Origin of the sequence: Pantoea sp. Ep11b (genome assembly GCF_040783975.1) — a bacterium.
Lineage (GTDB): Bacteria > Pseudomonadota > Gammaproteobacteria > Enterobacterales > Enterobacteriaceae > Pantoea.
Window position 1 is genome coordinate 3,706,859 of the sequence record NZ_CP160631.1, and the last position, 20,883, is coordinate 3,727,741.

Genomic DNA, 20,883 nt, shown 5'->3' on the forward strand with positions numbered 1-20,883 from the left:
GGCGTGCTTAATCAGGTATCAATTATGACTGCTTATACGCGTCTGATGGATGGGCTTTATCTGCTCTGTATGCTGGTGGCCGCTGTGGCGCTGCTGATCATGGTGACGGTGATCCCGATTGGGATCTTCGCCCGTTACGTGATGAACAGTGCCCTCTCCTGGCCGGAACCGGTCGCCATTATCTGCATGATCATTTTTACGTTTATCGGCGCACCGGTGGGCCTGCGCGCCGGAACCCATATCTGCGTGTCGATGATCACCGATCGCCTGTCACCCGCCGGACAGCGCCTGATGCTGCGCGTCAGCGATCTGCTGATGATCGTCACCTGCCTGGTGATCTTTCAGGCCAGCTACAGCCTGTGTGAAGCGATGTGGGGGCAGAGTCTCGCGGCACTGCCCGCGATAACATACGGCGAGATCTACCTGCCGATCCCGATCGGCGCGATCTTTACCCTGCTGTTTGTCATTGAGCGATTGCTGAACGGCGATCAGAGCCAGCGGCCGATCGTCTCGCTGGGCGGCACCCACTAACGCGGAGCAGAAAAATGGATGCATTGATTCTGATAGGCAGTTTGCTGGTATTGCTGATGGTGGGCTTTCCGGTCGCCTTCGCCGTCGGCCTCAGCGCCTTTATCGGGGCGTGGTGGATCGATCTGCCGCTGGAGGCGGTGGTGATTCAGGTGACTAACGGCATCAACAAGTTTTCGCTGCTGACCATCCCGTTCTTTATTCTGGCTGGCGCGATTATGGCAGAGGGCGGCATTGCCCGGCGGCTGGTCAACTTCGCCTATATCTTTGTCGGCTTTATTCGCGGCGGGCTCTCCCTGGTGAATATCGTCGCCTCGACCTTCTTTGGCGCGATCTCCGGTTCATCGGTGGCGGATACCGCCTCGATTGGCTCGGTGATGATCCCGCAGATGGAGGAGAAAGGCTATCCACGGGATTTTGCCGCCGCCGTCACCGCCAGCGGCTCGGTGCAGGCGGTGCTGACGCCCCCCAGTCATAACTCGGTCATCTATTCACTGGCGACGGGCGGCATGGTGACTATTTCCTCCCTGTTTGTTGCCGGGATTTTCCCTGGCCTGCTGCTGGCGGCCTGCCTTATGGTGATGTGTCTGGGCTTTGCCCGTAAACGCGGCTACCCCAAAGGTGAACGGATCCCGTTTCGTCAGGCGCTGAAGATCTTCTTCGATGCGTTCTGGGGGCTGTTTACCGTGGTGATCATCATGGGGGGCATCCTCTCCGGCATCTTTACCGCCTCGGAATCTGCCGCCATCGCCTGTCTCTGGGCCTTCTTTGTGACGATGTTTATCTACCGCGATTTCAAATGGCGGCAGCTGCACATCCTGCTGTTCCGCACCATTAAAACCGTCACCATCGTTATGGTGCTGATCGCCTTTGCGGCAGGCTTCGGGGCGGTCATGACCTTTATGCAGCTGCCGACCCTGATTACAGAAGCCTTCACCAGCCTCTCCGATAACAAATATGTGATTCTGATGTGCATCAACATCCTGTTGCTGGTGGTGGGAACGCTGATGGATATGGCACCGCTGATCCTGATCCTGACCCCGGTGCTGCTGCCGGTAGCGACCGCGCTGGGCATCGATCCGGTTCACTTCGGCATGATCATGCTGACCAACCTGGGGATCGGGCTGATTACGCCGCCGGTCGGCACGGTGCTGTTTGTGGCCAGCGCAGTAAGTAAGCAGAAGATTGAACAGGTGGTCAGCGAGATGCTGCCCTTCTACGGCATGCTGTTCCTGGTGCTGATGCTGATTACCTATATCCCTGCCATTTCACTCTGGTTACCCCACCTGATGGGCGTGATGTAGCACAATAAAAGCGGCCCGTTCGCGGGCCCGTTTTTTTATGCTGCGACGCACTCTGATAATCGCCATTGAGTCTCAACCCTGCTGGTCGTTTCATGATAACGTGAGGGCTTAGTCAGAAGCGGCAAAGGCGACTCATGACCACCAGAAAAATTGATACCACGCTCGTTAGCGCAGGACGCAGTAAGCGTTATACCCAGGGTTCGGTGAATGCAGTCATTCAGCGCGCCTCCTCGCTGGTTTTCGATAGCGTTGCGGAGAAAAAACGCGCCACCGCAGGCCGGGCAAAAGGCGAACTCTTTTATGGCCGCCGGGGCACCCTCACCCACTTTGCGCTGCAGGATGCGATGACCGAGCTGGAAGGGGGCGCAGGCTGCGTGCTCTACCCCTGTGGCGCGGCAGCGGTGGCGAACGCGATTCTGGCCTTTGTGGAAGCTGGCGATCATGTGCTGATGAGCGGCGCGGTCTATGAACCGACGCAGGACTTCTGCACAAAGATTCTGGCGAAAATGCAGGTGTCGACGGGCTGGTTCGATCACACTATGGGCAGCGAAATCGCTGAGCTTGTGCAGCCTAACACCCGGGTGGTTTTCCTTGAGTCGCCCGCCTCCATCACCATGGAAGTGCAGGATATCCCGGCGATCGTCGCGGCCGTTCGCGCCCGCGCACCCGACGCGATCATCATGCTCGACAATACCTGGGCAGCCGGGATTTTATTTAATGCTCTGGCGCACGGCGTCGATATCTCCATTCAGGCCGGCACCAAATATCTGATTGGCCACAGCGATGCGATGATCGGCACCGCCGTAGCCAATGCACGCTGTATCGATCAGCTGCGCGAGAACTCCTATCTGATGGGTCAGATGGTCGATGCCGACACCGCCTACATGGCGAGTCGCGGTCTGCGCACCCTGGGCACCCGTCTGCGTCAGCATGAAGAGAGCGCCCTGCAGGTGGCGACGTGGCTGGCGGCGCGTCCGGAAGTGGCGCGGGTCAACCATCCGGCGCTGGCGCAAAGCAAGGGGCATGCGTTCTGGCAGCGCGATTTTAACGGCAGCAGCGGCCTGTTCTCCTTTATCCTGCAGGAAAGATTGAGTGACGCCCAGCTGGCGGAATATCTCGACCACTTCCATCATTTCAGCATGGCTTACTCCTGGGGTGGCTATGAGTCGCTGATTCTGGCGAATCAGCCCGAAGAGCTGGCCGCTATTCGTCCGGCGGGCGGTGTGGATTTCACAGGAACCCTGGTTCGACTGCACATCGGCCTGGAGCACGTTGATGACCTGCTGGCTGACCTGGAGGCGGGATTTTCGCGTCTGACGCGCTGAGTCAGTTAAACAAAGCGTAAACGGATGCTAAACCGATGGCGGCTGTCCGCAGAGTCTGCCGGGCAATCGCATTTTTGTTGTTAAAATTTATCCCGCATCGTTCAGGTCACTCGTGCATTAACTGTGTAATCTGGATGCCGACGGATAGTTCCTTGTGACGTGATGGAATAGCTAATGGGTGTTTTACACGAGATAGTCCAGGCGCTCTGGCATCAGGATTTTGCCGCGCTGGCGAACCCGGATGTGGTGTGGGTGGTGTACGGCGTGATGTTCCTGACGCTGTTTCTGGAAAATGGTCTGTTACCCGCCTCGTTTCTGCCAGGCGACAGCCTGCTCCTGCTGGCAGGCGCGATGGTGGCAAAAGGGGTAATGGATTTTGTGCCAACGATGGTGATCCTGACGACAGCCGCCAGTCTGGGCTGCTGGCTGAGTTATCTGCAGGGGCGCTGGCTGGGCAATACCCGGCTGGTAAAGAGCTGGCTGATGCATCTGCCCGCGCAGTATCACCAGCGCGCCTGGAATATGTTCAACCGACATGGCCTGATGGCGCTGCTGGTTGGCCGTTTTCTCGCGTTTGTCCGCACCATTCTGCCAACCATGGCCGGGATTTCCGGCCTGCAGAATGGTCGCTTCCAGCTGTTTAACTGGCTGAGCGGCGTGCTGTGGGTCGGAATTGTAGTGGCCTTTGGCTATGGCATCAGCCAGGTACCGTTTATCAAGCGCCACGAAGATCAGGTGATGGCAATCCTGATGGTCCTGCCGATGGTGCTGCTGGTGCTTGGCCTCTCCGGCAGCATTCTGGTCATCTGGAAGAAGCGTCGGCAGAAACGGGCCTGACGCGCCCGTTGCCTCCGGGTCCGCCGCTGCTCAGGCGGACGGATCCGCAACCGTCTGCCTGACCCGGCTGACCTCCTCCCCCGGCGTCACGCCAAAATAACGTTTAAATTCCCGCGAGAACTGGGACGGGCTTTCGTAGCCAACCCTCACCGCCGCCGCGCTCGCCTTGAGTCCGTCATGCAGCATCAGCAGGCGCGCCTGATGCAGGCGATAGCGCTTGAGATACTGCAACGGCGAGGTCTGCGTGACCGCCTTGAAGTTATGGTGAAAGGCGGAAACGCTCATGTTTACCTCGGCCGCCAGCGCATCCACGCTGAGGTTTTCCGCATAGTGATTCTCAATCCGTCGCAGCGCACGCGCAATCAGGCTGAACTGCGTCTGTCTGCTGACCAGTGAGAGCAGCGCTCCGCCGATCGGGCCGGTCAGCACATAGTAGATAATCTCCCGGACGATGTGCGGCCCCAGTACCCGCGCATCGCGCGGCTGAGTCATGACATCGAGCAGCCGTTCGGCGGCACACAGCATCGGTTCCGTCAGCCACGCCGAGTGAATACCGGAGGTCAGCGGCTGCGGCTGGAACTGGTCGTCATCACCGATTTCAATCAGCAGATCCTGCAGGCTGGCGGTATCGACGTTCAGACAGAGCCCGGCAATCGGGACATCCGGCGAGGCCCAGGTTTCGCACTCTACCGGCAGCGGCACCGTCAGCATCAGGTATTTGCTGGCGTCATACTGGAAGGTAGTGCTGCCGAGATAGCCGGTTTTGCTGCCCTGAAACAGGATCACGATGCCGGGCTGATACATCATCGGCGTGCGGGGACGATATTGGTTCGCATAAATCAGCGACACATTTTCAACCGGACAGAGACGGTCATGACCGTGCGTCATTAAGGTAACTACCTGCTGTGCCAGCCGGTGACACAGTGCATCGTGCGCCATAGTGACTCCTTTTCGGACAAAAATTCAGTGTGCCGTGACTGTGCCTGAATCGCCAGCGGTCTGGAGAATCAGGCAAGAAGTTGACGGGATCAGGCATAACCCGGGGCGGCAGATGTTGCCTGAGCTGAGCAGGCTGACAATTGTTGGCTAGACTTAAGCACAGTGAAATCTCACGGGTTAACCGCAACGGAAAGGAGCAACTATGGCAGACCAGCCCATTATCAAACTGCGCGATGGCAATATGATGCCGCAACTGGGACTCGGCGTGTGGCAGGCCAGTATCGAAGATGCGCGCCATGCGGTGCTGAAAGCGCTTGAGGTCGGCTATCGCTCAATCGATACCGCCGCCGCCTACAAAAACGAAGAGGCGATTGGTCAGGCACTGCAGGAGACCGATGTGCCGCGTGAAGAGATTTTCGTGACCACCAAACTGTGGAACGACGATCAGCAGAACGTTCAGCAGGCGATGGAAACCAGTCTGGAGAAACTAAAACTGGAGCAGGTGGATCTCTATCTGATGCACTGGCCGTGCCCGGAAAAAGATCACTACGTTGACGCCTGGAAGAAGATGATTGAACTGCAGCAGCAGGGTCTGACTAAAAGCATCGGCGTCTGTAACTTCCACGAGGCGCACCTGAAGCGACTGCTGGATGAAACCGGCGTGACGCCGGTCGTGAACCAGATTGAGCTGCACCCGATGCTGCAGCAGCGCACCCTGCACGCCTGGAACGCGCTGCATCAGATCCAGACCGAATCCTGGAGTCCGCTGGCTCAGGGCGGTAAAGGGGTATTCGATCAGGAGATCATCAAATCTCTGGCGAAGAAATATGGCAAAACCCCGGCGCAGATCGTGATCCGCTGGCATCTGGACAGCGGCCTGGTGGTGATTCCGAAGTCCGTGACGCCAGCGCGTATCGAAGAGAACTTTAAGGTCTTCGATTTCCGTCTGGATAAGCATGAAATGAGTGAGATAGCGAAGCTGGACAGCGGCAACCGTCTGGGGCCAGACCCGGAAACCTTTAACTGAGACGCAGTTTCAGGGTAATCATATCCGCCGTCTGGTCACCGGCGGCGGGTGAAAAACGCGGTCAGGCGGGTTATCCGGCCTGACCGCGCGCTTATGCAGTGGGCTGAACCACCAGTTGACCTGCGGTTCCGCGATCCGCCAGCTCCAGCGTCTGACTGTAGTAGACGAACGGGAAGTGGTCGGACGAACTCTGCGGGAAGCTCACCAGCAGCTCCACGCTGCCATCAACCCACACCGTATCTTTCCAGCCGCGATCTTCGCCCATCGGCTGTGCGCCATTGACGCTTTTGATCAGGAACATCACGCCCTGAATATGCAGCGACTGGGGCCGGTCAGCGTGCAGGATCCAGCGTTCGAAGGTGCCCTGCTGGGTCGTGGTGTCGATGCGGTTCATATCCCATACCGCGCCGTTGATGCCCGGCATGCTGTCACCGATACGGAACTCCCGCGTGCGAACCGCCGTGCCATCCAGAATCTGATCGGCCAGCAGCCGCATCGGCAGATTATCAGTCACCAGCGGCAGCAGACCGGTGGGCCGCAGGGTCAGGATCAGGGTCGAGGTCAGAATGGATGAGGGCTCAAAGAAGCCGCGCAGCCGATCCATAATGCCCGCCGCCGTGCCTGCGGTGATCGAGACTTCGTCGCCCTGCGACATATCGACCAGTACATCGCGGCGTTCGCCCGGTGCCAGAGAGAGACGCTGCACCGCCACCGGTGCAGGCAGATAACCCTGGTCGCTGGCAATCACCATAAACGGCCGGTTGTCGCTGAGCACCATCTCGTAGCGGCGCGCATTCGACGCGTTCAGCAGACGCAGACGAACCCAGCCGCGCGAGACCTCGACGAACGGATTGCGCACGCCATTGACCAGCAGCGTGTCACCCAGGAAGCCGCCATCCTGTGGCGGGTCATACACCGGCGTCGCAAAGTTATCGAGGCGTTTGTCCTGAATGATGATCGGGAAGTCATCCACGCCGTAGTGCTTCGGCAGCGGCAGCTGTTTGCTGACCTCATCTTCCACCAGCCACATTCCTGCCAGACCGTTGTAGATGTGCGGTGCCATGCGGTTTGGGGTGTTCGCATGATACCAGCAGGTCGCGGCCGCCTGACGGATCGGCAGCACCGGCGACCAGTCCACGCCCGCCGACATCATTCGCGGTGCGCCGCCCATCAGCGCGCCCGGCAGTTGCAGGCCGCTGACGGTCATGGAAACCGGCTCATTCAGCCTGTTGCTGTAGATAAGTTTAACGTCATCACCGCTGTAGACCCGCACAGTCGGGCCAAGGTAGAGACCGTTAATGCCCCAGACCGGCACCTTGTTGTTATCGCCGTTGAACGACCAGTGACTGCGCTGCATCGTGAGAAACAGCGGCTGGCCGCGACGGGACTCCAGCAGCGGCGGAACGGGAAGCGGCGTGTCGCCGCTGGCGGATGAGGCGGCCTGGGCCGCACGGGGCATAACCGTGGCGCTGAGCGCCACGCCAGCAGAAAGCTGGATGAACTGACGTCTGCTGAAAGACATAAAACTTCTGACCCTTTACGCGTGGCGCTAAGCGCCGACCCTGTTTTTATTGATCTGTTTTTGCTGTGCTGCGTTCACGGCGAGCCAGCGCGGGCTCACCGTGGGCATCCATGCAGGATAGTTCGGCGAAGGAGTCGCCGGTCAGATTTTTCCGTTTTTTTCGCGTTCTGCGACTTCGGCGTTCAGCTCTTCCAGCTTCGCCGCCATCAGTTCGCGACAGTGGGTAGCCAGCTTACGCACCGATGAGGATTCAAACGCCTTTACGTCAACCGGTGGCAGCATCTCCACGATCACCAGCCCGTTCTTCAGGCGGTTCAGGTTGACCTTGCCGTGGGTGTTAGAGACCACAATCGGAATGATCGGCACCCCTGCCGCCACCGCCGCATGGAAGGCACCGGTTTTAAACGGCAGCAGGCCACGGCCACGGCTGCGCGTCCCTTCCGGGAACATCCAGATGGAGATGCGCTTGCGATTGAACTGATCGACCAGCTCGCCGATGGTACCACGCGCTTTGGCGCGGTCATCGCGGTCGATCAGCAGGTTACCGGTCAGCCAGTAGAGCAGGCCGAAAAACGGCACCCACAGCAGGCTCTTTTTACCCACCGTCACCGTCGATGGCTGCACAATTTTAGCCGCAGTCACCATGTCATAGTTGTTCTGATGGTTCGCAATGTAGATCGCGTTGCCATATTTCTCCGCGCCTTCCGGCTTGCGCAGCTCCACTTTAAGGCCGAACACCGTCGACAGTTTGCCAAACAGATGACCAAACCGGGCGACGTGACGCGGGTCGCGCGGCGAGAAAAGACACCAGACAGAGCCAAAGATACAGATGGCGATCGAATAGATGACGACGATAATGGTACGCAGAATCAGTAACATAGTTCCCTCATTGAGCCACGGCTGACGCAGGGTCAGCCGGGTAGTTTACGCTTCGCTATCCGGGCTTGCCGGACGCGCGGGCGCATCCAGTTCTACACGATCGATTTTTTGCAGGCCGCGCGGCAACAGCGTGCCGCGACGTCCGCGATCGGCGCGGAATTTCTGGAGTTCTTCACTGCGCAGCAACATTTTACGTTTGCCGACATGGAGCGTGATGGCACTGCCCGGTGGCAGGATCATCAGCCAGGCCAGTTTATCCTGACCGGCAGCCGCTTCCGCCGACGGGATCGAGATGATTTTGTTGCCCTTGCCTTTCGACATCTGCGGCAGCTCACCGACCGGGAACATCAGCATCCGTCCCGCCTGGGTGATCGCCAGCAGCATGTCATCTTCGTGATGCACCGCCATCGGGGTCATCACCCGGGCATTTTCCGGCAGCGTCAGCAGCGCCTTACCGGCACGGTTGCGCGACACCAGATCGCTGAAGGTACAGATAAAGCCGTAACCCGCATCGGAGGCCATCAGCAGACGCTGGTCGTCCGGCTCCATCAGCACCTGTTCAACTACCGCGCCCGGCGGTGGCGTCAGCTTGCCGGTCAGCGGCTCGCCCTGCCCGCGCGCCGACGGCAGCGAGGTCGGATCCAGCGTGTAGCTGCGGCCGGTGGAGTCGATAAAGGCCACCGGCTGATTGCTCTTGCCGCGTGCGGCCGCCAGATAGCTGTCGCCCGCTTTGTAACTGAGCCCGGCCGGATCGATATCGTGACCCTTGGCGCTGCGCACCCAGCCCATCTGGGAGAGCACAATAGTGACCGGTTCAGACGGCACCAGCTCTGTTTCGCTCAGGGCTTTGGCTTCTTCGCGCTCGCAGAGTGGTGAGCGACGATCGTCGCCGTAGCTGGCACTGTCAGCCTGCAGCTCTTTCTTCAGCAGGGTATTCATCTTGCGTTCAGAGGCCAGCGTCGCCTGCAGCTGATCGCGCTCTTTTTCCAGATCCGCCTGCTCGCCGCGGATCTTCATCTCTTCCAGTTTTGCCAGGTGGCGCAACTTCAGTTCGAGGATCGATTCGGCCTGGGTTTCGCTGATACCAAAGCGCGACATCAGCACCGGCTTCGGCTCATCCTCTGTCCGGATTATCTCGATAACCTCATCGATATTCAGGAACGCGACCAGCAGACCTTCAAGGATATGCAGGCGGCGCAGCACGCGTTCCAGCCGGTAATTAAGCCGGCGTTTGACCGTTTCACGGCGGAACACCAGCCATTCGGTCAGGATCTCATGCAGATTTTTCACCGCCGGACGGTTGTCCAGCCCGATCATGTTGAGGTTAACGCGGTAGCTCTTCTCCAGATCGGTAGTGGCAAACAGATGATTCATCACCTGATCGAGATCGACGCGGTTGGAGCGCGGGACGATCACCAGACGGGTCGGGTTCTCATGATCCGACTCATCGCGCAGATCCTCGACCATCGGCAGCTTTTTATTGCGCATCTGGCTGGCAATCTGCTCCAGCACGCGCGCGCCCGACACCTGATAAGGCAGCGCGGTAATAACAACCTCGCCCTCCTCTTTTTTCCAGACCGCGCGCTGACGGATGGAGCCGCGACCGCTCTGGTAGAGTTTGCGGATTTCGTCACGCGGCGTAATGATCTCCGCCTCGGTCGGGTAATCCGGCCCCTGAACGATATCGAGCAGCTGATCCAGCGTGGTTTTCGGGGAGTCGATCAGCGCAATGGCCGCCTGCGCCACTTCGCGCAGGTTATGCGGCGGAATATCGGTCGCCATCCCGACGGCAATGCCCGTAGTGCCGTTCAGCAGGATATTGGGCAGGCGCGCCGGCAGCATCTTCGGCTCCTGCAGGGTGCCGTCGAAGTTCAGCTGATAGTCGACCGTGCCCTGACCCAGCTCACCCAGCAGCAGCTCGGCATATTTTGACAGACGGGATTCAGTGTAACGCATCGCCGCAAATGACTTGGGATCGTCCGGTGCCCCCCAGTTTCCCTGGCCGTCGACCAGCGGATAACGGTAGGAGAACGGCTGTGCCATCAGCACCATCGCTTCATAGCAGGCGCTGTCGCCGTGCGGGTGGTATTTACCCAGCACGTCACCCACGGTACGCGCCGACTTTTTGAATTTTGCGCTGGCGTTAAGCCCCAGTTCGGACATGGCGTAGACGATACGTCGCTGAACCGGCTTTAATCCGTCACCAATATAAGGCAGCGCGCGGTCCATAATGACGTACATCGAATATTTCAGGTACGCATTCTCGGTGAATGTATGCAGGGCAAGACGCTCTGCACCATCCTGAGTCAGTTCGCTCATTAATTTCTCATCCTCACATCGTGGCCCACAACGGCGGGACACCCGGCGGTGGTTTGGCGAGGATAGTACCTTATTCGCTGGTGTTAGTCACAGGGGAAGCGCGGGAGATCAGGCCCTGCGCCAGCCGGATTTTACCCGCCGACGCAACGCCCGCTTCAGCGCGGCTGACGCCGCGTCACGCCCGGGCGGTGACTCAGGACTTAGCTCCCATCCACTGCCGGGCAATCCCGCCATATTCGCCGGTGGCGGTGCTGAGATGCAGCCACTGATCGACATAGAGTTTCCAGCTGATGTCGTCCCGCGGGATCATGTACGCCTTCTCGCCATACTGCAGCGGTTTGTCGGGGTTGATCGCACACAGCGACGGATAGTGCTGCTGCTGGTAACGCGCCTCAGAGGCATCGGTGATCATCACGTCCGCCTTGTTATCCACCAGCTGCTGGAAGATGGTAACGTTATCGTGGAACAGCGTCAGCGTGGCGTCAGGCAGATGGCTGTGTACAAAGGCTTCGTTGGTGCCGCCAGCCGGTTCAATCAGCCGCACGCCGGGCCGGTTCAGCTGCTCAATCGTCTGATAACGGGCTTTATCGGCGCAGCGCACCAGCGGGATCTTGCCGTCCACGTCCAGCGGTTGGGCGAACCAGGCGGTCTGCTGACGCTTCAGGGTCACGGAGATCCCCCCGACGGCAATGTCGCACTGCTTTGCCAGAAAGTCCGGCATCAGGCTTTTCCAGCTGGTGGGCACCCACTCCACTTTTGCGCCAAGCGAGGTCGCCAGCGCATTCGCCATGCTGATATCCAGCCCTTCATACTGACCATCGGGCCGCAGAAAGCTGTAGGGTTTGTAATCCCCGGTGGTGCAGACCTTCAGCGTTTTAGTGGTGAGAATAGTATCGAGATGCGACTGAGCCTGGACAGCCCCGCTGACCAGCAGCAACGAGAAGATAATTTTTTTCATTTTTGATTTTTTCAGAGTGAGTTTGCCCGTCGATGGTGCCATAAAGCGGCGCATTATTGCTGCCAAAGCAAAAGTGTTGTGATCATCCTCCCATTTTTCTCTGGCCTCTGCGCGCGTAAGCTGAGCGCATATTCAGAAAACGAGGCAGACGATTCATGAGCAACATTTTAATTATCGATGGCGGCAAAACCTTTGCCCACTCCAAAGGCGAACTGAACCACACCCTGACCGACGTGGCCGCCAGCCAGCTGCGGGACATGGGGTATAACGTGTCGGTCACGGTTGCCGACAGCGACTATGTCATCGCCGACGAAGTGCAGAAGTATCTCGACAGCGACGTTGTGATTTATCAGATGCCCGGCTGGTGGATGGGCGAACCCTGGACGGTGAAGCGTTACATCGATGAAGTCTTTACGGAAGGTCACGGCTCACTCTATGCCAGCGATGGCCGCACCCGCGCCGATGCCGCGAAGAAGTATGGTTCCGGCGGTCTGTTACAGGGCAAAAAGTATTTGCTGTCACTGACCTGGAACGCGCCGCTGCAGGCCTTTACCGATCCTGAACAGTTCTTTGAAGGCGTCGGCGTCGACGGGCTCTATCTGCACTTCCATAAAGCCAACCAGTTCCTGGGTATGGAAGCACTGCCGACCTTTATCTGTAACGATGTGATTAAAGCACCGGACGTGCCGCGCGATATCGCCGCTTATCGGACCCATCTGAGCCGCGTTTTTGCGTAAGATGATGGGGGGCTACTCCCTATTCTCCCATGAAAGAGGAATTCGCGAATGTTAACAGTCGTTGCTGAACTTTGTGTTAAACCCGGTCGCCGTCAGGCTGTGCTGGATGCGGTGAAAAAGCTGATCCCGCAGGTCCTGGCGGAAGAGGGCTGCCATCAGTATGACGCGCTGCTGGACCATCAGGCGCAGGTGCCGTGGAAGCAGAACTCGCCAGACTCCATTTTTATGCTGGAACAGTGGGAAACCCTGCGCCATCTGGAGCAGCATCAGCAGATGCCGCACATGGATGCGCATCGCGCCATCATTAAAGATGACGTAGTGGATGTGAAGATTCTGGTACTGGAGCCCAGTGCCTGATTAACAGGCTGATAACTGATGCTCCCGTCACTGGTCAAAGGCTGACAGATTCACACCCAGGCGTTACTGAGAGCAACGCCTCAGCTGAACCTGACGCTGCTCTCTGAGCAGGCAGGATCAGAAAGCAAACCTGGCCTGACCCGCATCACTCAACCCCTGTCCTGTGACAGGGGTTTTTTCTTTCTGACTGCCCGGTTCAGAGCAGCTGACGCCGATCGATCTCGCTGCGGAGAAAGTCCAGGAAGCAAGCGATACGGGAAGAGAGCGTGGTGTTGCGGTAGTAAACGGCATGAACCGGCAACCGCAGATCGCGGGTTTCAGCGGGGAGCACCGGCACCAGCCGTCCTGCCACGCAATCTTCCCGGCTGACGAAGTCAGAGAGGCGCGCGATCCCCTGTCCCGCCAGCGCCAGCTGCCGGATGGTTTCGCCGCTGGAGGCCGCGATCGTCGGTCTGAAGCGCATAAAATTGCCTTCCGACTGCCAGAGGGGCCAGACGTTAAGGGTGTCGGGATAGCTGAAGCCGATGGTCTGATGCCGGGCCAGATCCGCAATGCTCTGCGGGGTGCCCGCTTTCGCCAGGTAGGCCGGACTGGCCATCAGCCGGATCGCACTGCTGCCCAGCATCCGGGCATGCAGCGTGGAGTCGCGCAGTTCGCCGATGCGAATGGCAATGTCGGTCTGCTGCTCCAGCAGATCGATCAGAATATCGTCGGTATTGAGTTCAAGCTGGATCAGCGGATAGCGGGCGCGGAACGCATCCACCAGCGGCACAATCACATGCAGCATAAAGGGGGTGGCGGCGTTGACCCGCAGCCGCCCGGAGGGAACCTCCCGTCGCTGTGCGATCTGCTCTTCCGCCTGCTCAACCGAGGCCAGGATCTGGCGCGCATGCGTCAGAAATACCTGACCCTCTTCCGTCAGCGCCAGCCGCCGGGTGGTACGATGCAGCAGCGTCGTCTGCAGCTTGCTCTCCAGCCGCGACAGAGCGCGACTGATGCCCGAACTGGTCTGCGCCAGCTGGGCGGCAGCCGCCGTAATCGACCCGCTGTCCACCACCGCGACCCAGGCGCGTAACTCTTCCAGCGTAATTTTCACAATAGTTACTGTCTCTGCTCACTGAAACCTGCCCGGTGCGGCGAAAGAGGCTCCGGGTAGATCATGCCGGCGTCATAAAGCGAACAGGACGCTTGCGCGTCCTGTTTTTTTACACTTCGATATCGGCGGTATCGCCTTTTTCCTGCAGCCAGTTACGCCGGTCCTCGGACCGTTTTTTCGCCAGCAGCATATCCATGATGCGCAGCGTCTGATCGACATCTTCATCGCTGATCGTCAGCTGCACCAGGCGACGGGTGTTTGGATCCAGCGTGGTTTCACGCAGCTGCATCGGGTTCATCTCGCCCAGTCCTTTAAAACGCTGGACGTTGGGTTTGCCCTTCTTGCGTTTCAGCTGCTCCAGCACGCCCTCTTTCTCATCTTCATCCAGCGCGTAGTAGACCTCTTTACCGAGGTCGATACGGTAGAGCGGCGGCATCGCGACATAGACGTGTCCACCCACCACCAGCGAGCGGAAATGTTTCACGAACAGCGCGCAGAGCAGCGTGGCGATGTGCAGACCATCCGAGTCCGCATCTGCCAGAATGCAGATTTTGCCGTAGCGCAGCTGTGACAGATCTTCGCTGTCCGGGTCAATGCCGATCGCCACCGAGATATCATGCACCTCCTGCGACGCCAGCACTTCATCGGACGAGACTTCCCATGTGTTCAGGATCTTGCCTTTAAGCGGCATGATCGCCTGATACTCGCGATCGCGCGCCTGTTTGGCCGATCCACCTGCGGAGTCCCCTTCCACCAGGAAGAGTTCTGTTTTATTCAGATCCTGCGCGGTACAGTCCGCCAGCTTACCCGGCAGAGCCGGTCCGCTGGTCAGCTTTTTACGCACCACCTTTTTGGCGGCCCGCATACGGCGCTGGGCGCTGGAGATGGCCAGTTCCGCCAGCAGTTCTGCAGTCTGAATATTCTGGTTCAGCCACAGGCTGAAGGCATCTTTCACCACGCCAGAGACAAAGGCGGCGCACTGACGTGAAGAGAGACGCTCTTTGGTCTGTCCGGCAAACTGCGGATCCTGCATCTTCACCGACAGCACATAGGCGCAGCGATCCCAGATATCTTCCGCAGAGAGTTTTACGCCACGCGGCAGAATATTGCGGTATTCGCAGAACTCGCGCATCGCGTCCAGCAGCCCCTGACGCAGACCGTTAACATGGGTACCGCCCTGCATCGTCGGGATCAGGTTAACGTAGCTTTCGGTCAGTAACTCGCCACCTTCCGGCAGCCACAGCAGCGCCCAGTCTACCGCTTCCACATCCCCGGCAAAGCTGCCGACAAAAGGTTTTTCCGGCAGCGTTGGCAGGCCATTGACGGCTTCCGAGAGATAGTCGGTCAGACCATCCTGGTAGCACCAGGTCTGTTCGGTATTGTTCAGCTTGTCTTTAAAGACAATTTCCACGCCCGGACAGAGTACCGCTTTGGCTTTCAGCAGATGCGAGAGGCGCGACACAGAGAAGCGCGGGCTGTCGAAGAAACTCTCATCCGGCCAGAAATGGACGCGGGTGCCGGTGTTGCGTTTCGCCACAGTGCCGGTGAAGGTAAGATCCTGCACCTTGTCGCCATTTTCAAACGCCATGTCATAGATTTCGCCGTTACGACGCACCGTGACTTCAACACGTTTTGACAGGGCGTTAACCACAGAAATCCCGACACCGTGCAGGCCGCCTGAGAACTGATAGTTTTTATTGGAGAATTTGCCGCCCGCGTGCAGACGACACAGGATCAGTTCGACCGCAGGCACGCCCTCTTCCGGATGAATATCCACCGGCATGCCGCGACCATCATCAATAACTTCCAGCGACTGGTCAGCGTGCAGAATCACTTCAACCCGCTTCGCGTGGCCGCCCAGCGCCTCATCGACGCTGTTATCAATCACTTCCTGACCCAAATGGTTGGGCCGCGTCGTATCGGTGTACATCCCCGGGCGACGGCGAACAGGCTCAAGGCCAGTCAGGACCTCAATGGCATCCGCGTTATAGTTCGATTGACTCATCGTAAATGTCTGATTAGAAAGATAAAATGGGGTGCGATTTCCGCGTTACTCAGGGATGATTCAGACCAAGAAAGTCCAGAATCTGCGGGAAATGGCGCTCGAATCCAGTAAATGCATGATTTCCGCCCTCTTCCACCGTGTGCCGGCACGCGCTGTAATAGTCGAGTGCCTGACGGTAATCGAGAACTTCATCGCCGGTCTGTTGCAGCAGCCAGAGTAAATCGGGCGCTTCCAGCGGTTCAATCTGCATTACTTTGAGATCGTAAATGTGGCGAGACTCTAACACATATTGCTGGCCGGTGTAGGGATTCTGATTTTCGCCCAGGAAATCTGTCAGCAACTCGAACGGCCGCACCGCAGGATTGACGACCACCGCTGGCAGCATAAAACATTGCGACAGCCAGGTGGCGTAGTAGCCGCCCAGCGACGAGCCGACCAGTCCCAGGGTTTCACCACTGCGACTCAGCACCAGGTCCTCCAGCATTGCGGCGGCATCGGCCGGGAAAGTGGGCAACTGGGGAACGATCATCTCGATCGCCGGATGCTGTGCCTCCAGCCATTGCCGGAACTGCGTTGCCTTCGCCGACCGGGGCGAACTGTTGAACCCGTGCAGATAGAGCAAAGCCGCCACGCGTCAGTATCCTTCTGAGTCTAAATCAGGACGAAAAGCGTCGGTGTCGAGCCGGTTGACCTCGGTATCAAGACGGCCATCCGGATAGAGAGTAAACCAGCGCCAGCCCGGTGCCTCGGTGTCGATAGTAAAGCTGGTGCAGTGCGGTTTGAACTGTACGCAGGTTGAAGGGGTCGCCACTACCCGGCGGCCCTGCCACGCCAGATCCAGCTCCTGATGTATATGCCCGCAGACCAGCGTCCGGGCTAACGGATAACGCTGCAGTACGGCGTCCAGTTGATGGGAATTGCGCAGGCTGTGCTGGTCGAGCCAGGTACAGCCCGAAGCCAGCGGATGGTGATGCAGCAGGACCAGCGTATGCCGTTGCGGAAAGCGCCCCAGCGCATTGTCGAGCCACTCCAGCTGATAGTCGCTCAGCATCCCATGCGGTACGCCCGGGACCTGACTGTCGAGCAGGACAATCTGCCACTGCTCACCCAGCAAAACCTGTTTATGGGCATTGATATGGGCGGCGGCCAGCGTATCGACCATCGCGGGCTGAAAATCATGATTGCCGGGCAGCCAGACGCAGGGCCGGGGCAAACGTGAGATACCCTCAGCAAAATGCTGATAGGCTTCGGCTGAGTGATCCTGGGCGAGATCGCCGGTGGCGATGATCAGGTCGTAGTCACGCTGTTGCGCGATAATCGCATCCAGTACCGCTTTGTAGCTCGACCAGGTGTTTACCCCAAGCAACGATTCATGTTTTCCCGCGAACAGGTGGGTATCCGTAATTTGTAAAATCCTGAATCCGGAACCGTTCGCCGCAGAAAGAGTTAGCAGGCTATCCAAAGCGTTTCCTTCGTCTCCACGCCATTTACCGCATTATACGCATCAGCAGACCGGAACTGCCATCGCGCCATGCGCCAGGCAGTAGCGCAGCCAGTCTGCGAGAAACTGGTTTATCTGATGTTTTTCATCGCGCTGATGCAGTTTTTTATTAGGATAATCATAGCGCGCTTTGAAACGATAGATCTGTTGAGTTGAACACACTTCGGCGACCATCGCATCGTGATAGAGCCGGACCGACATTGAAGGCAGGCTCCAGTAACTGACGGCAGGCGCAACCTGGCGGATCTCCACCAGGGTGGTGTAGCGGGTCGACTCCTGAATCGTCAGCTGGTAACGGGCGCCACTCACCTGATAGATCACCGATGCGCCCGCCTCATCGTTGCGCGGCAGCAGGCGGCGCAACTGGGCGAAATTGGTTTCGCAGAGCCGCATCATTTCGGGAAAGTCAGGGGTATAGCGCTGTTTCATTTTTGTATCCACTCTTCGCGTAGTTTTTCATGGTGCAACGCCAGCCATTGCAGGGCGATGACAGACGCCGCATTGTCGATTATCCCCTCTTCCACCCAGCGGTAAGCCTGTTCGCGGCTCACCACATGGACAAGAATATCCTCATTCTCTTCCTCCAGACCATGGCATCCCTCTGCCTGGCTGGCATCCACTTCCCCAATCAGCACCGACAGACGTTCGCTGGTACCGCCAGGGCTGGCCAGATAGCTCAGCATGGGCTTAATCCGGCCGACCGTTAATCCCGCCTCTTCGACGGCTTCGCGACGCGCCACCTGCTCGACCGTTTCGCCTGGCTCAATGATACCGGCGACCATCTCCAGCAGCCAGGGTGACGCACTGCTGTCATAAGCCGGGATGCGGATCTGTTCAATCAGCACCACTTCGTCGCGTAAGGGATCATAAGGTAGCAGCACGGCAGCATGTCCGCGCTCAAAAACTTCGCGCAGCACCTCCCCGCTCATTTCGCCATTAAACCGGCGGTGGCGGAAGCGATAGCGCCCAATGGAAAAAAAACCGTCGTAGAGGGTTTCGCGTGCAATAATTTCTACATCGTTTTTTGTAAAAGTCACAGGGGATTTTTTTTCTTCCGACATCATCAGGTTCCTTGTGCAGAGTGGGATGGAGCGAAAAAAGCCTGTCACCGTGCTCCATGTAAGTGGTTCTTTATGAATTATTTACGTAAATTAGAGGGAGAAGGCACGTTCAGCCAACTTATCTCACAGTTGCCCTCTGCTAGAATCGGCGATAATTTTTTGGCTTACCCGGCAGCGCACCCACTGCAATTTGCTGCAACAAAAGGAATGCAAATGAAAAAACTGCTCCCATTTTTTATTGGGCTGAGCCTGGGCGGTTTCAGCTTCGCCAGCCAGGCCGAAGACCTGCTTCAGGTTTACCAGCAAGCGCGTCTGAGCAACCCGGATCTGCGCAGCGCCGCTGCCGATCGCGATTCTGCATTTGAGAAGATTAACGAATCGCGCGGCTCATTGTTACCCCAGCTCGGCCTGGGTGCAGACTATACCTATAGCAGCGGTTATCGCGATAACAGCGGTCTGCATTCCGATACCACCAGCGGCACACTGCAATTAACCCAGACCCTTTTCGATATGTCGAAATGGCGTGCGCTGACGGTGCAGGAGAAAACGGCCGGAATACAGGATGTTACCTATCAGGTGGCACAGCAGGATCTGATCCAGAAAACCGCCACCGCCTACTTCAACGTGCTGAAAGCCATTGATACGCTCTCTTACATTGAAGCGCAGAAACAGTCTATCTATCGCGAACTGGATCAGACCACTCAGCGTTTCAACGTGGGTCTGGTCGCCATCACCGACGTCCAGAACGCCCGTGCACAGTATGACAGCGTGCTGGCGAACGAAGTGACCGCGCGAAACGATCTTGATAATAGCGTGGAAACGTTACGTCAGATCACCGGCATGAACTACCTGTCACTGGCTTCGCTGAACATCGATCGCTTCAAAACCGAGAAGCCGGACGCGGTCAACGCTCTGCTTAAGCAAGCCGAGAACCGTAACCTGTCGCTGCTCTCTGCGCGTCTGAGCCAGGACTTAGCGCGCGAGCAGATCCGCTACGCTGAAAGCGGCCATATGCCTACGCTGGATCTGAAGGCCTCAACCAATCTGTCGAACAGCAAATATGGCGGCAGCCGTGCGAACCAGAGTTCAGGTTCGACGGACGCGATCACCGGTTCAAATCAGGTTGGCCTGAGCTTCTCTCTGCCTCTTTACAGCGGCGGCACCGTGACCTCGCAGGTGAAACAGGCGCAGTATAATTTTGTCAGCGCCAGTGAGCAGCTGGAAAGTGCGCACCGTTCAGCGGTTCAGAACGTACGCCAGTCGTTTAACAACGTCAACGCCTCCATCAGCAGTATCAATGCTTATAAACAGGCCGTGGTCTCTGCACAAAGCTCTCTGGATGCGTCAGAAGCGGGCTATCAGGTGGGTACACGTACTATCGTTGATGTGCTGGATGCCACAACCGTGCTCTATAACGCCAAGCAGCAACTCTCTGACGCGCGTTACAGCTACCTGATCAACCAGCTGAATATCAGTTATGCGCTGGGTACGCTCAATGAGCAGAGCCTGCAGAAACTGAACAGCCAGCTGGGTAAAGAGATCCCTACCTCACCGGAAACGGTGGCGCCGGAAAACGCGCAGCAGACCGCACGCGTGGATAATGGCCCTGTGGCAACCAGCTCGCCGGAGGCGGCACGTCGCAGCAGCGGTAATCCTTTCGGTAATTAATCAGCAGGCGGGCTGCTTTGCGGCCCGCCTCTCTGCTGAACGTATAACTAAGTAAAGATCCCTGCTGCATCAGGCCTTCAGCTTCAATTTTACCCCCCCATCCCCTATTCTATGCCCTACCTTTGGGCACAGGATAATCATAATGAAACGCACAAAATCTATTCGCTATGCCGCTTTTCGTAAGAGCTGGCAGGCACGCCATTTAACGCCCGTTGCTTTCGCTGTTTCGGCTGTCTTTATGCTGGCCGGCTGCGAACAGAACGATGAAACGGTGTCGATGTACCAGAACGCGGATGACTGTTCCAAAGCCAATCCGGGCCAGAGCGCACAGTGCACCACCGCCTTCAATGAGGCCAAAAAAGAGGCCGAACGCACCGCGCCAAAATATGCCACGCGTGAAGACTGCGTCGCGGAATTTGGTGAGAATCAGTGCCAGCAGACGCCGGCTCAGGCGGGCGTGGGCACCACTAATGCAGAATCTCAGCAGAGTGGCGGCAGCTTCTGGATGCCGCTCATGGCCGGTTACATGATGGGCCGTATGATGGGCGGTGGTTCTGGCTTTGCGCAGCAGCCGCTGTTCTCGCCTAAAACGGCCCGCAGCCCGGCCAACGGTCAGTTTGTGGATGCGTCCGGCCGCAACTATGGCCCGGCGACGTCGGGTAAAAGCATGACCGTACCGAAAACGGCGCTGGCCCCGAAACCGGCAACCACCTCGACCATCACCCGCGGTGGCTTCGGTGAAACCGTTGCGAAGCAGAACAGCATGCAGCGCAGCAGCGCCACCGGCACCTCCAGCCGCTCAATGGGAGGCTGACGCCCC

General features: G+C 58.1%; 20 protein-coding genes. 9 read left to right on the plus strand and 11 right to left on the minus strand.

Annotated features, from left to right (window positions below):
• The first annotated feature begins 24 nt into the window (after positions 1 to 24).
• The 4 genes from AB1748_RS17370 (at position 25) to AB1748_RS17385 (ending at position 3,994) form a co-directional block, all read left to right on the plus strand.
• Positions 25 to 531, plus strand: coding sequence for a TRAP transporter small permease (locus AB1748_RS17370; protein WP_111139880.1), 507 nt, complete (start codon positions 25 to 27; stop codon positions 529 to 531).
• A gap of 14 nt (positions 532 to 545) precedes the next feature.
• Positions 546 to 1,832 carry a TRAP transporter large permease gene (locus AB1748_RS17375; protein WP_111139881.1) on the plus strand — a complete coding sequence of 429 codons (1,287 nt, stop codon included), beginning with the start codon at positions 546 to 548 and terminating at the stop codon, positions 1,830 to 1,832.
• Positions 1,833 to 1,966: 134 nt separating this feature from the next.
• The gene (metC, locus tag AB1748_RS17380) at positions 1,967 to 3,157 is read left to right on the plus strand and encodes a cystathionine beta-lyase (RefSeq protein ID WP_293774547.1); all 1,191 of its coding nucleotides are present in this window, start codon (positions 1,967 to 1,969) and stop codon (positions 3,155 to 3,157) included.
• A 174-nt stretch (positions 3,158 to 3,331) separates the two neighbouring features.
• Positions 3,332 to 3,994, plus strand: a complete 663-nt coding sequence (locus tag AB1748_RS17385) for a DedA family protein (protein WP_111139883.1) — start codon at positions 3,332 to 3,334, stop codon at positions 3,992 to 3,994.
• Between the two features lie 30 nt (positions 3,995 to 4,024).
• Here AB1748_RS17385 and AB1748_RS17390 read toward each other — a convergent pair whose 3' ends face one another.
• Positions 4,025 to 4,933, minus strand: a complete 909-nt coding sequence (locus tag AB1748_RS17390; RefSeq protein ID WP_367395828.1) for an AraC family transcriptional regulator N-terminal domain-containing protein — start codon at positions 4,931 to 4,933, stop codon at positions 4,025 to 4,027.
• Between the two features lie 202 nt (positions 4,934 to 5,135).
• Here AB1748_RS17390 and dkgA point away from each other — a divergent pair, with 202 nt between their 5' ends.
• Positions 5,136 to 5,960, plus strand: coding sequence for a 2,5-didehydrogluconate reductase DkgA (dkgA, locus tag AB1748_RS17395; RefSeq protein ID WP_111139885.1), 825 nt, complete (start codon positions 5,136 to 5,138; stop codon positions 5,958 to 5,960).
• A 91-nt stretch (positions 5,961 to 6,051) separates the two neighbouring features.
• On the opposite strand, the gene ftsP is transcribed toward dkgA, so the two are convergent.
• From ftsP to AB1748_RS17415, 4 genes are all read right to left on the minus strand, one after another.
• Positions 6,052 to 7,482, minus strand: coding sequence for a cell division protein FtsP (gene ftsP / locus AB1748_RS17400; RefSeq protein WP_367395829.1), 1,431 nt, complete (start codon positions 7,480 to 7,482; stop codon positions 6,052 to 6,054).
• 141 nt (positions 7,483 to 7,623) lie between these two features.
• Positions 7,624 to 8,361 (minus strand): 1-acylglycerol-3-phosphate O-acyltransferase, encoded by a 738-nt coding sequence (locus tag AB1748_RS17405; protein WP_111139887.1) that lies wholly within the window; start codon positions 8,359 to 8,361, stop codon positions 7,624 to 7,626.
• Between the two features lie 45 nt (positions 8,362 to 8,406).
• A complete protein-coding gene (gene parC / locus AB1748_RS17410) occupies positions 8,407 to 10,680 on the minus strand; it encodes a DNA topoisomerase IV subunit A (protein ID WP_111139888.1) in 2,274 nt (757 codons plus the stop codon).
• A gap of 193 nt (positions 10,681 to 10,873) precedes the next feature.
• Complete coding sequence (locus AB1748_RS17415) at positions 10,874 to 11,680, minus strand: transporter substrate-binding domain-containing protein (RefSeq protein WP_111139910.1); 807 nt, start codon at positions 11,678 to 11,680, stop codon at positions 10,874 to 10,876.
• Between the two features lie 113 nt (positions 11,681 to 11,793).
• Here AB1748_RS17415 and AB1748_RS17420 point away from each other — a divergent pair, with 113 nt between their 5' ends.
• Together AB1748_RS17420 and AB1748_RS17425 are read left to right on the plus strand one after the other, a co-directional pair.
• Positions 11,794 to 12,375 (plus strand): NAD(P)H-dependent oxidoreductase, encoded by a 582-nt coding sequence (locus tag AB1748_RS17420; RefSeq protein ID WP_367395830.1) that lies wholly within the window; start codon positions 11,794 to 11,796, stop codon positions 12,373 to 12,375.
• Between the two features lie 48 nt (positions 12,376 to 12,423).
• A complete protein-coding gene (locus AB1748_RS17425) occupies positions 12,424 to 12,732 on the plus strand; it encodes a putative quinol monooxygenase (RefSeq protein ID WP_111139890.1) in 309 nt (102 codons plus the stop codon).
• A gap of 196 nt (positions 12,733 to 12,928) precedes the next feature.
• On the opposite strand, the gene AB1748_RS17430 is transcribed toward AB1748_RS17425, so the two are convergent.
• The 6 genes from AB1748_RS17430 to nudF all read right to left on the minus strand — a co-directional run bounded on the left by AB1748_RS17430 (position 12,929) and on the right by nudF (position 18,395).
• Positions 12,929 to 13,828 carry a LysR substrate-binding domain-containing protein gene (locus AB1748_RS17430; RefSeq protein WP_293774539.1) on the minus strand — a complete coding sequence of 300 codons (900 nt, stop codon included), beginning with the start codon at positions 13,826 to 13,828 and terminating at the stop codon, positions 12,929 to 12,931.
• A 109-nt stretch (positions 13,829 to 13,937) separates the two neighbouring features.
• Positions 13,938 to 15,833, minus strand: coding sequence for a DNA topoisomerase IV subunit B (gene parE / locus AB1748_RS17435; protein WP_367395831.1), 1,896 nt, complete (start codon positions 15,831 to 15,833; stop codon positions 13,938 to 13,940).
• 49 nt (positions 15,834 to 15,882) lie between these two features.
• Positions 15,883 to 16,464 carry an esterase YqiA gene (gene yqiA, locus AB1748_RS17440; protein ID WP_293774537.1) on the minus strand — a complete coding sequence of 194 codons (582 nt, stop codon included), beginning with the start codon at positions 16,462 to 16,464 and terminating at the stop codon, positions 15,883 to 15,885.
• 3 nt (positions 16,465 to 16,467) lie between these two features.
• On the minus strand, positions 16,468 to 17,295 hold the full coding sequence (cpdA, locus tag AB1748_RS17445; RefSeq protein WP_367395832.1) for a 3',5'-cyclic-AMP phosphodiesterase: 828 nt from the start codon (positions 17,293 to 17,295) through the stop codon (positions 16,468 to 16,470).
• A 42-nt stretch (positions 17,296 to 17,337) separates the two neighbouring features.
• Entirely contained in the window at positions 17,338 to 17,763 is a 426-nt protein-coding gene (locus AB1748_RS17450) for a DUF1249 family protein (RefSeq protein WP_111139895.1), read from the minus strand.
• Positions 17,760 to 18,395, minus strand: coding sequence for an ADP-ribose diphosphatase (gene nudF / locus AB1748_RS17455; RefSeq protein WP_367396355.1), 636 nt, complete (start codon positions 18,393 to 18,395; stop codon positions 17,760 to 17,762). The genes AB1748_RS17450 and nudF overlap by 4 nt, the downstream gene beginning before the upstream one ends.
• A 213-nt stretch (positions 18,396 to 18,608) precedes the next feature.
• On the opposite strand from nudF, the gene tolC reads away from it, so the two are divergent.
• Together tolC and AB1748_RS17465 are read left to right on the plus strand one after the other, a co-directional pair.
• Positions 18,609 to 20,063: an outer membrane channel protein TolC gene (gene tolC, locus AB1748_RS17460; protein ID WP_293774534.1), complete on the plus strand. Its 1,455-nt coding sequence runs from the start codon at positions 18,609 to 18,611 to the stop codon at positions 20,061 to 20,063.
• Between the two features lie 142 nt (positions 20,064 to 20,205).
• Positions 20,206 to 20,877, plus strand: coding sequence for a DUF1190 family protein (locus tag AB1748_RS17465; protein WP_111139898.1), 672 nt, complete (start codon positions 20,206 to 20,208; stop codon positions 20,875 to 20,877).
• Positions 20,878 to 20,883 lie beyond the last annotated feature (6 nt).

Bases quoted from the DNA above. Each gene is read 5' to 3' on its own strand.
- AB1748_RS17420 (WP_367395830.1), top strand. From the start codon at position 11,794: ATGAGCAACATTTTAATTATCGATGGCGGCAAAACCTTTGCCCACTCC.
- ftsP (WP_367395829.1), bottom strand. From the start codon at position 7,482: ATGTCTTTCAGCAGACGTCAGTTCATCCAGCTTTCTGCTGGCGTGGCG.
- AB1748_RS17390 (WP_367395828.1), bottom strand. From the start codon at position 4,933: ATGGCGCACGATGCACTGTGTCACCGGCTGGCACAGCAGGTAGTTACC.
- AB1748_RS17450 (WP_111139895.1), bottom strand. From the start codon at position 17,763: ATGAAACAGCGCTATACCCCTGACTTTCCCGAAATGATGCGGCTCTGC.
- AB1748_RS17465 (WP_111139898.1), top strand. From the start codon at position 20,206: ATGAAACGCACAAAATCTATTCGCTATGCCGCTTTTCGTAAGAGCTGG.
- dkgA (WP_111139885.1), top strand. From the start codon at position 5,136: ATGGCAGACCAGCCCATTATCAAACTGCGCGATGGCAATATGATGCCG.
- AB1748_RS17405 (WP_111139887.1), bottom strand. From the start codon at position 8,361: ATGTTACTGATTCTGCGTACCATTATCGTCGTCATCTATTCGATCGCC.
- AB1748_RS17385 (WP_111139883.1), top strand. From the start codon at position 3,332: ATGGGTGTTTTACACGAGATAGTCCAGGCGCTCTGGCATCAGGATTTT.
- AB1748_RS17375 (WP_111139881.1), top strand. From the start codon at position 546: ATGGATGCATTGATTCTGATAGGCAGTTTGCTGGTATTGCTGATGGTG.
- AB1748_RS17415 (WP_111139910.1), bottom strand. From the start codon at position 11,680: ATGGCACCATCGACGGGCAAACTCACTCTGAAAAAATCAAAAATGAAA.
- AB1748_RS17425 (WP_111139890.1), top strand. From the start codon at position 12,424: ATGTTAACAGTCGTTGCTGAACTTTGTGTTAAACCCGGTCGCCGTCAG.
- nudF (WP_367396355.1), bottom strand. From the start codon at position 18,395: ATGTCGGAAGAAAAAAAATCCCCTGTGACTTTTACAAAAAACGATGTA.
- parE (WP_367395831.1), bottom strand. From the start codon at position 15,833: ATGAGTCAATCGAACTATAACGCGGATGCCATTGAGGTCCTGACTGGC.
- parC (WP_111139888.1), bottom strand. From the start codon at position 10,680: ATGAGCGAACTGACTCAGGATGGTGCAGAGCGTCTTGCCCTGCATACA.
- tolC (WP_293774534.1), top strand. From the start codon at position 18,609: ATGAAAAAACTGCTCCCATTTTTTATTGGGCTGAGCCTGGGCGGTTTC.
- AB1748_RS17370 (WP_111139880.1), top strand. From the start codon at position 25: ATGACTGCTTATACGCGTCTGATGGATGGGCTTTATCTGCTCTGTATG.
- metC (WP_293774547.1), top strand. From the start codon at position 1,967: ATGACCACCAGAAAAATTGATACCACGCTCGTTAGCGCAGGACGCAGT.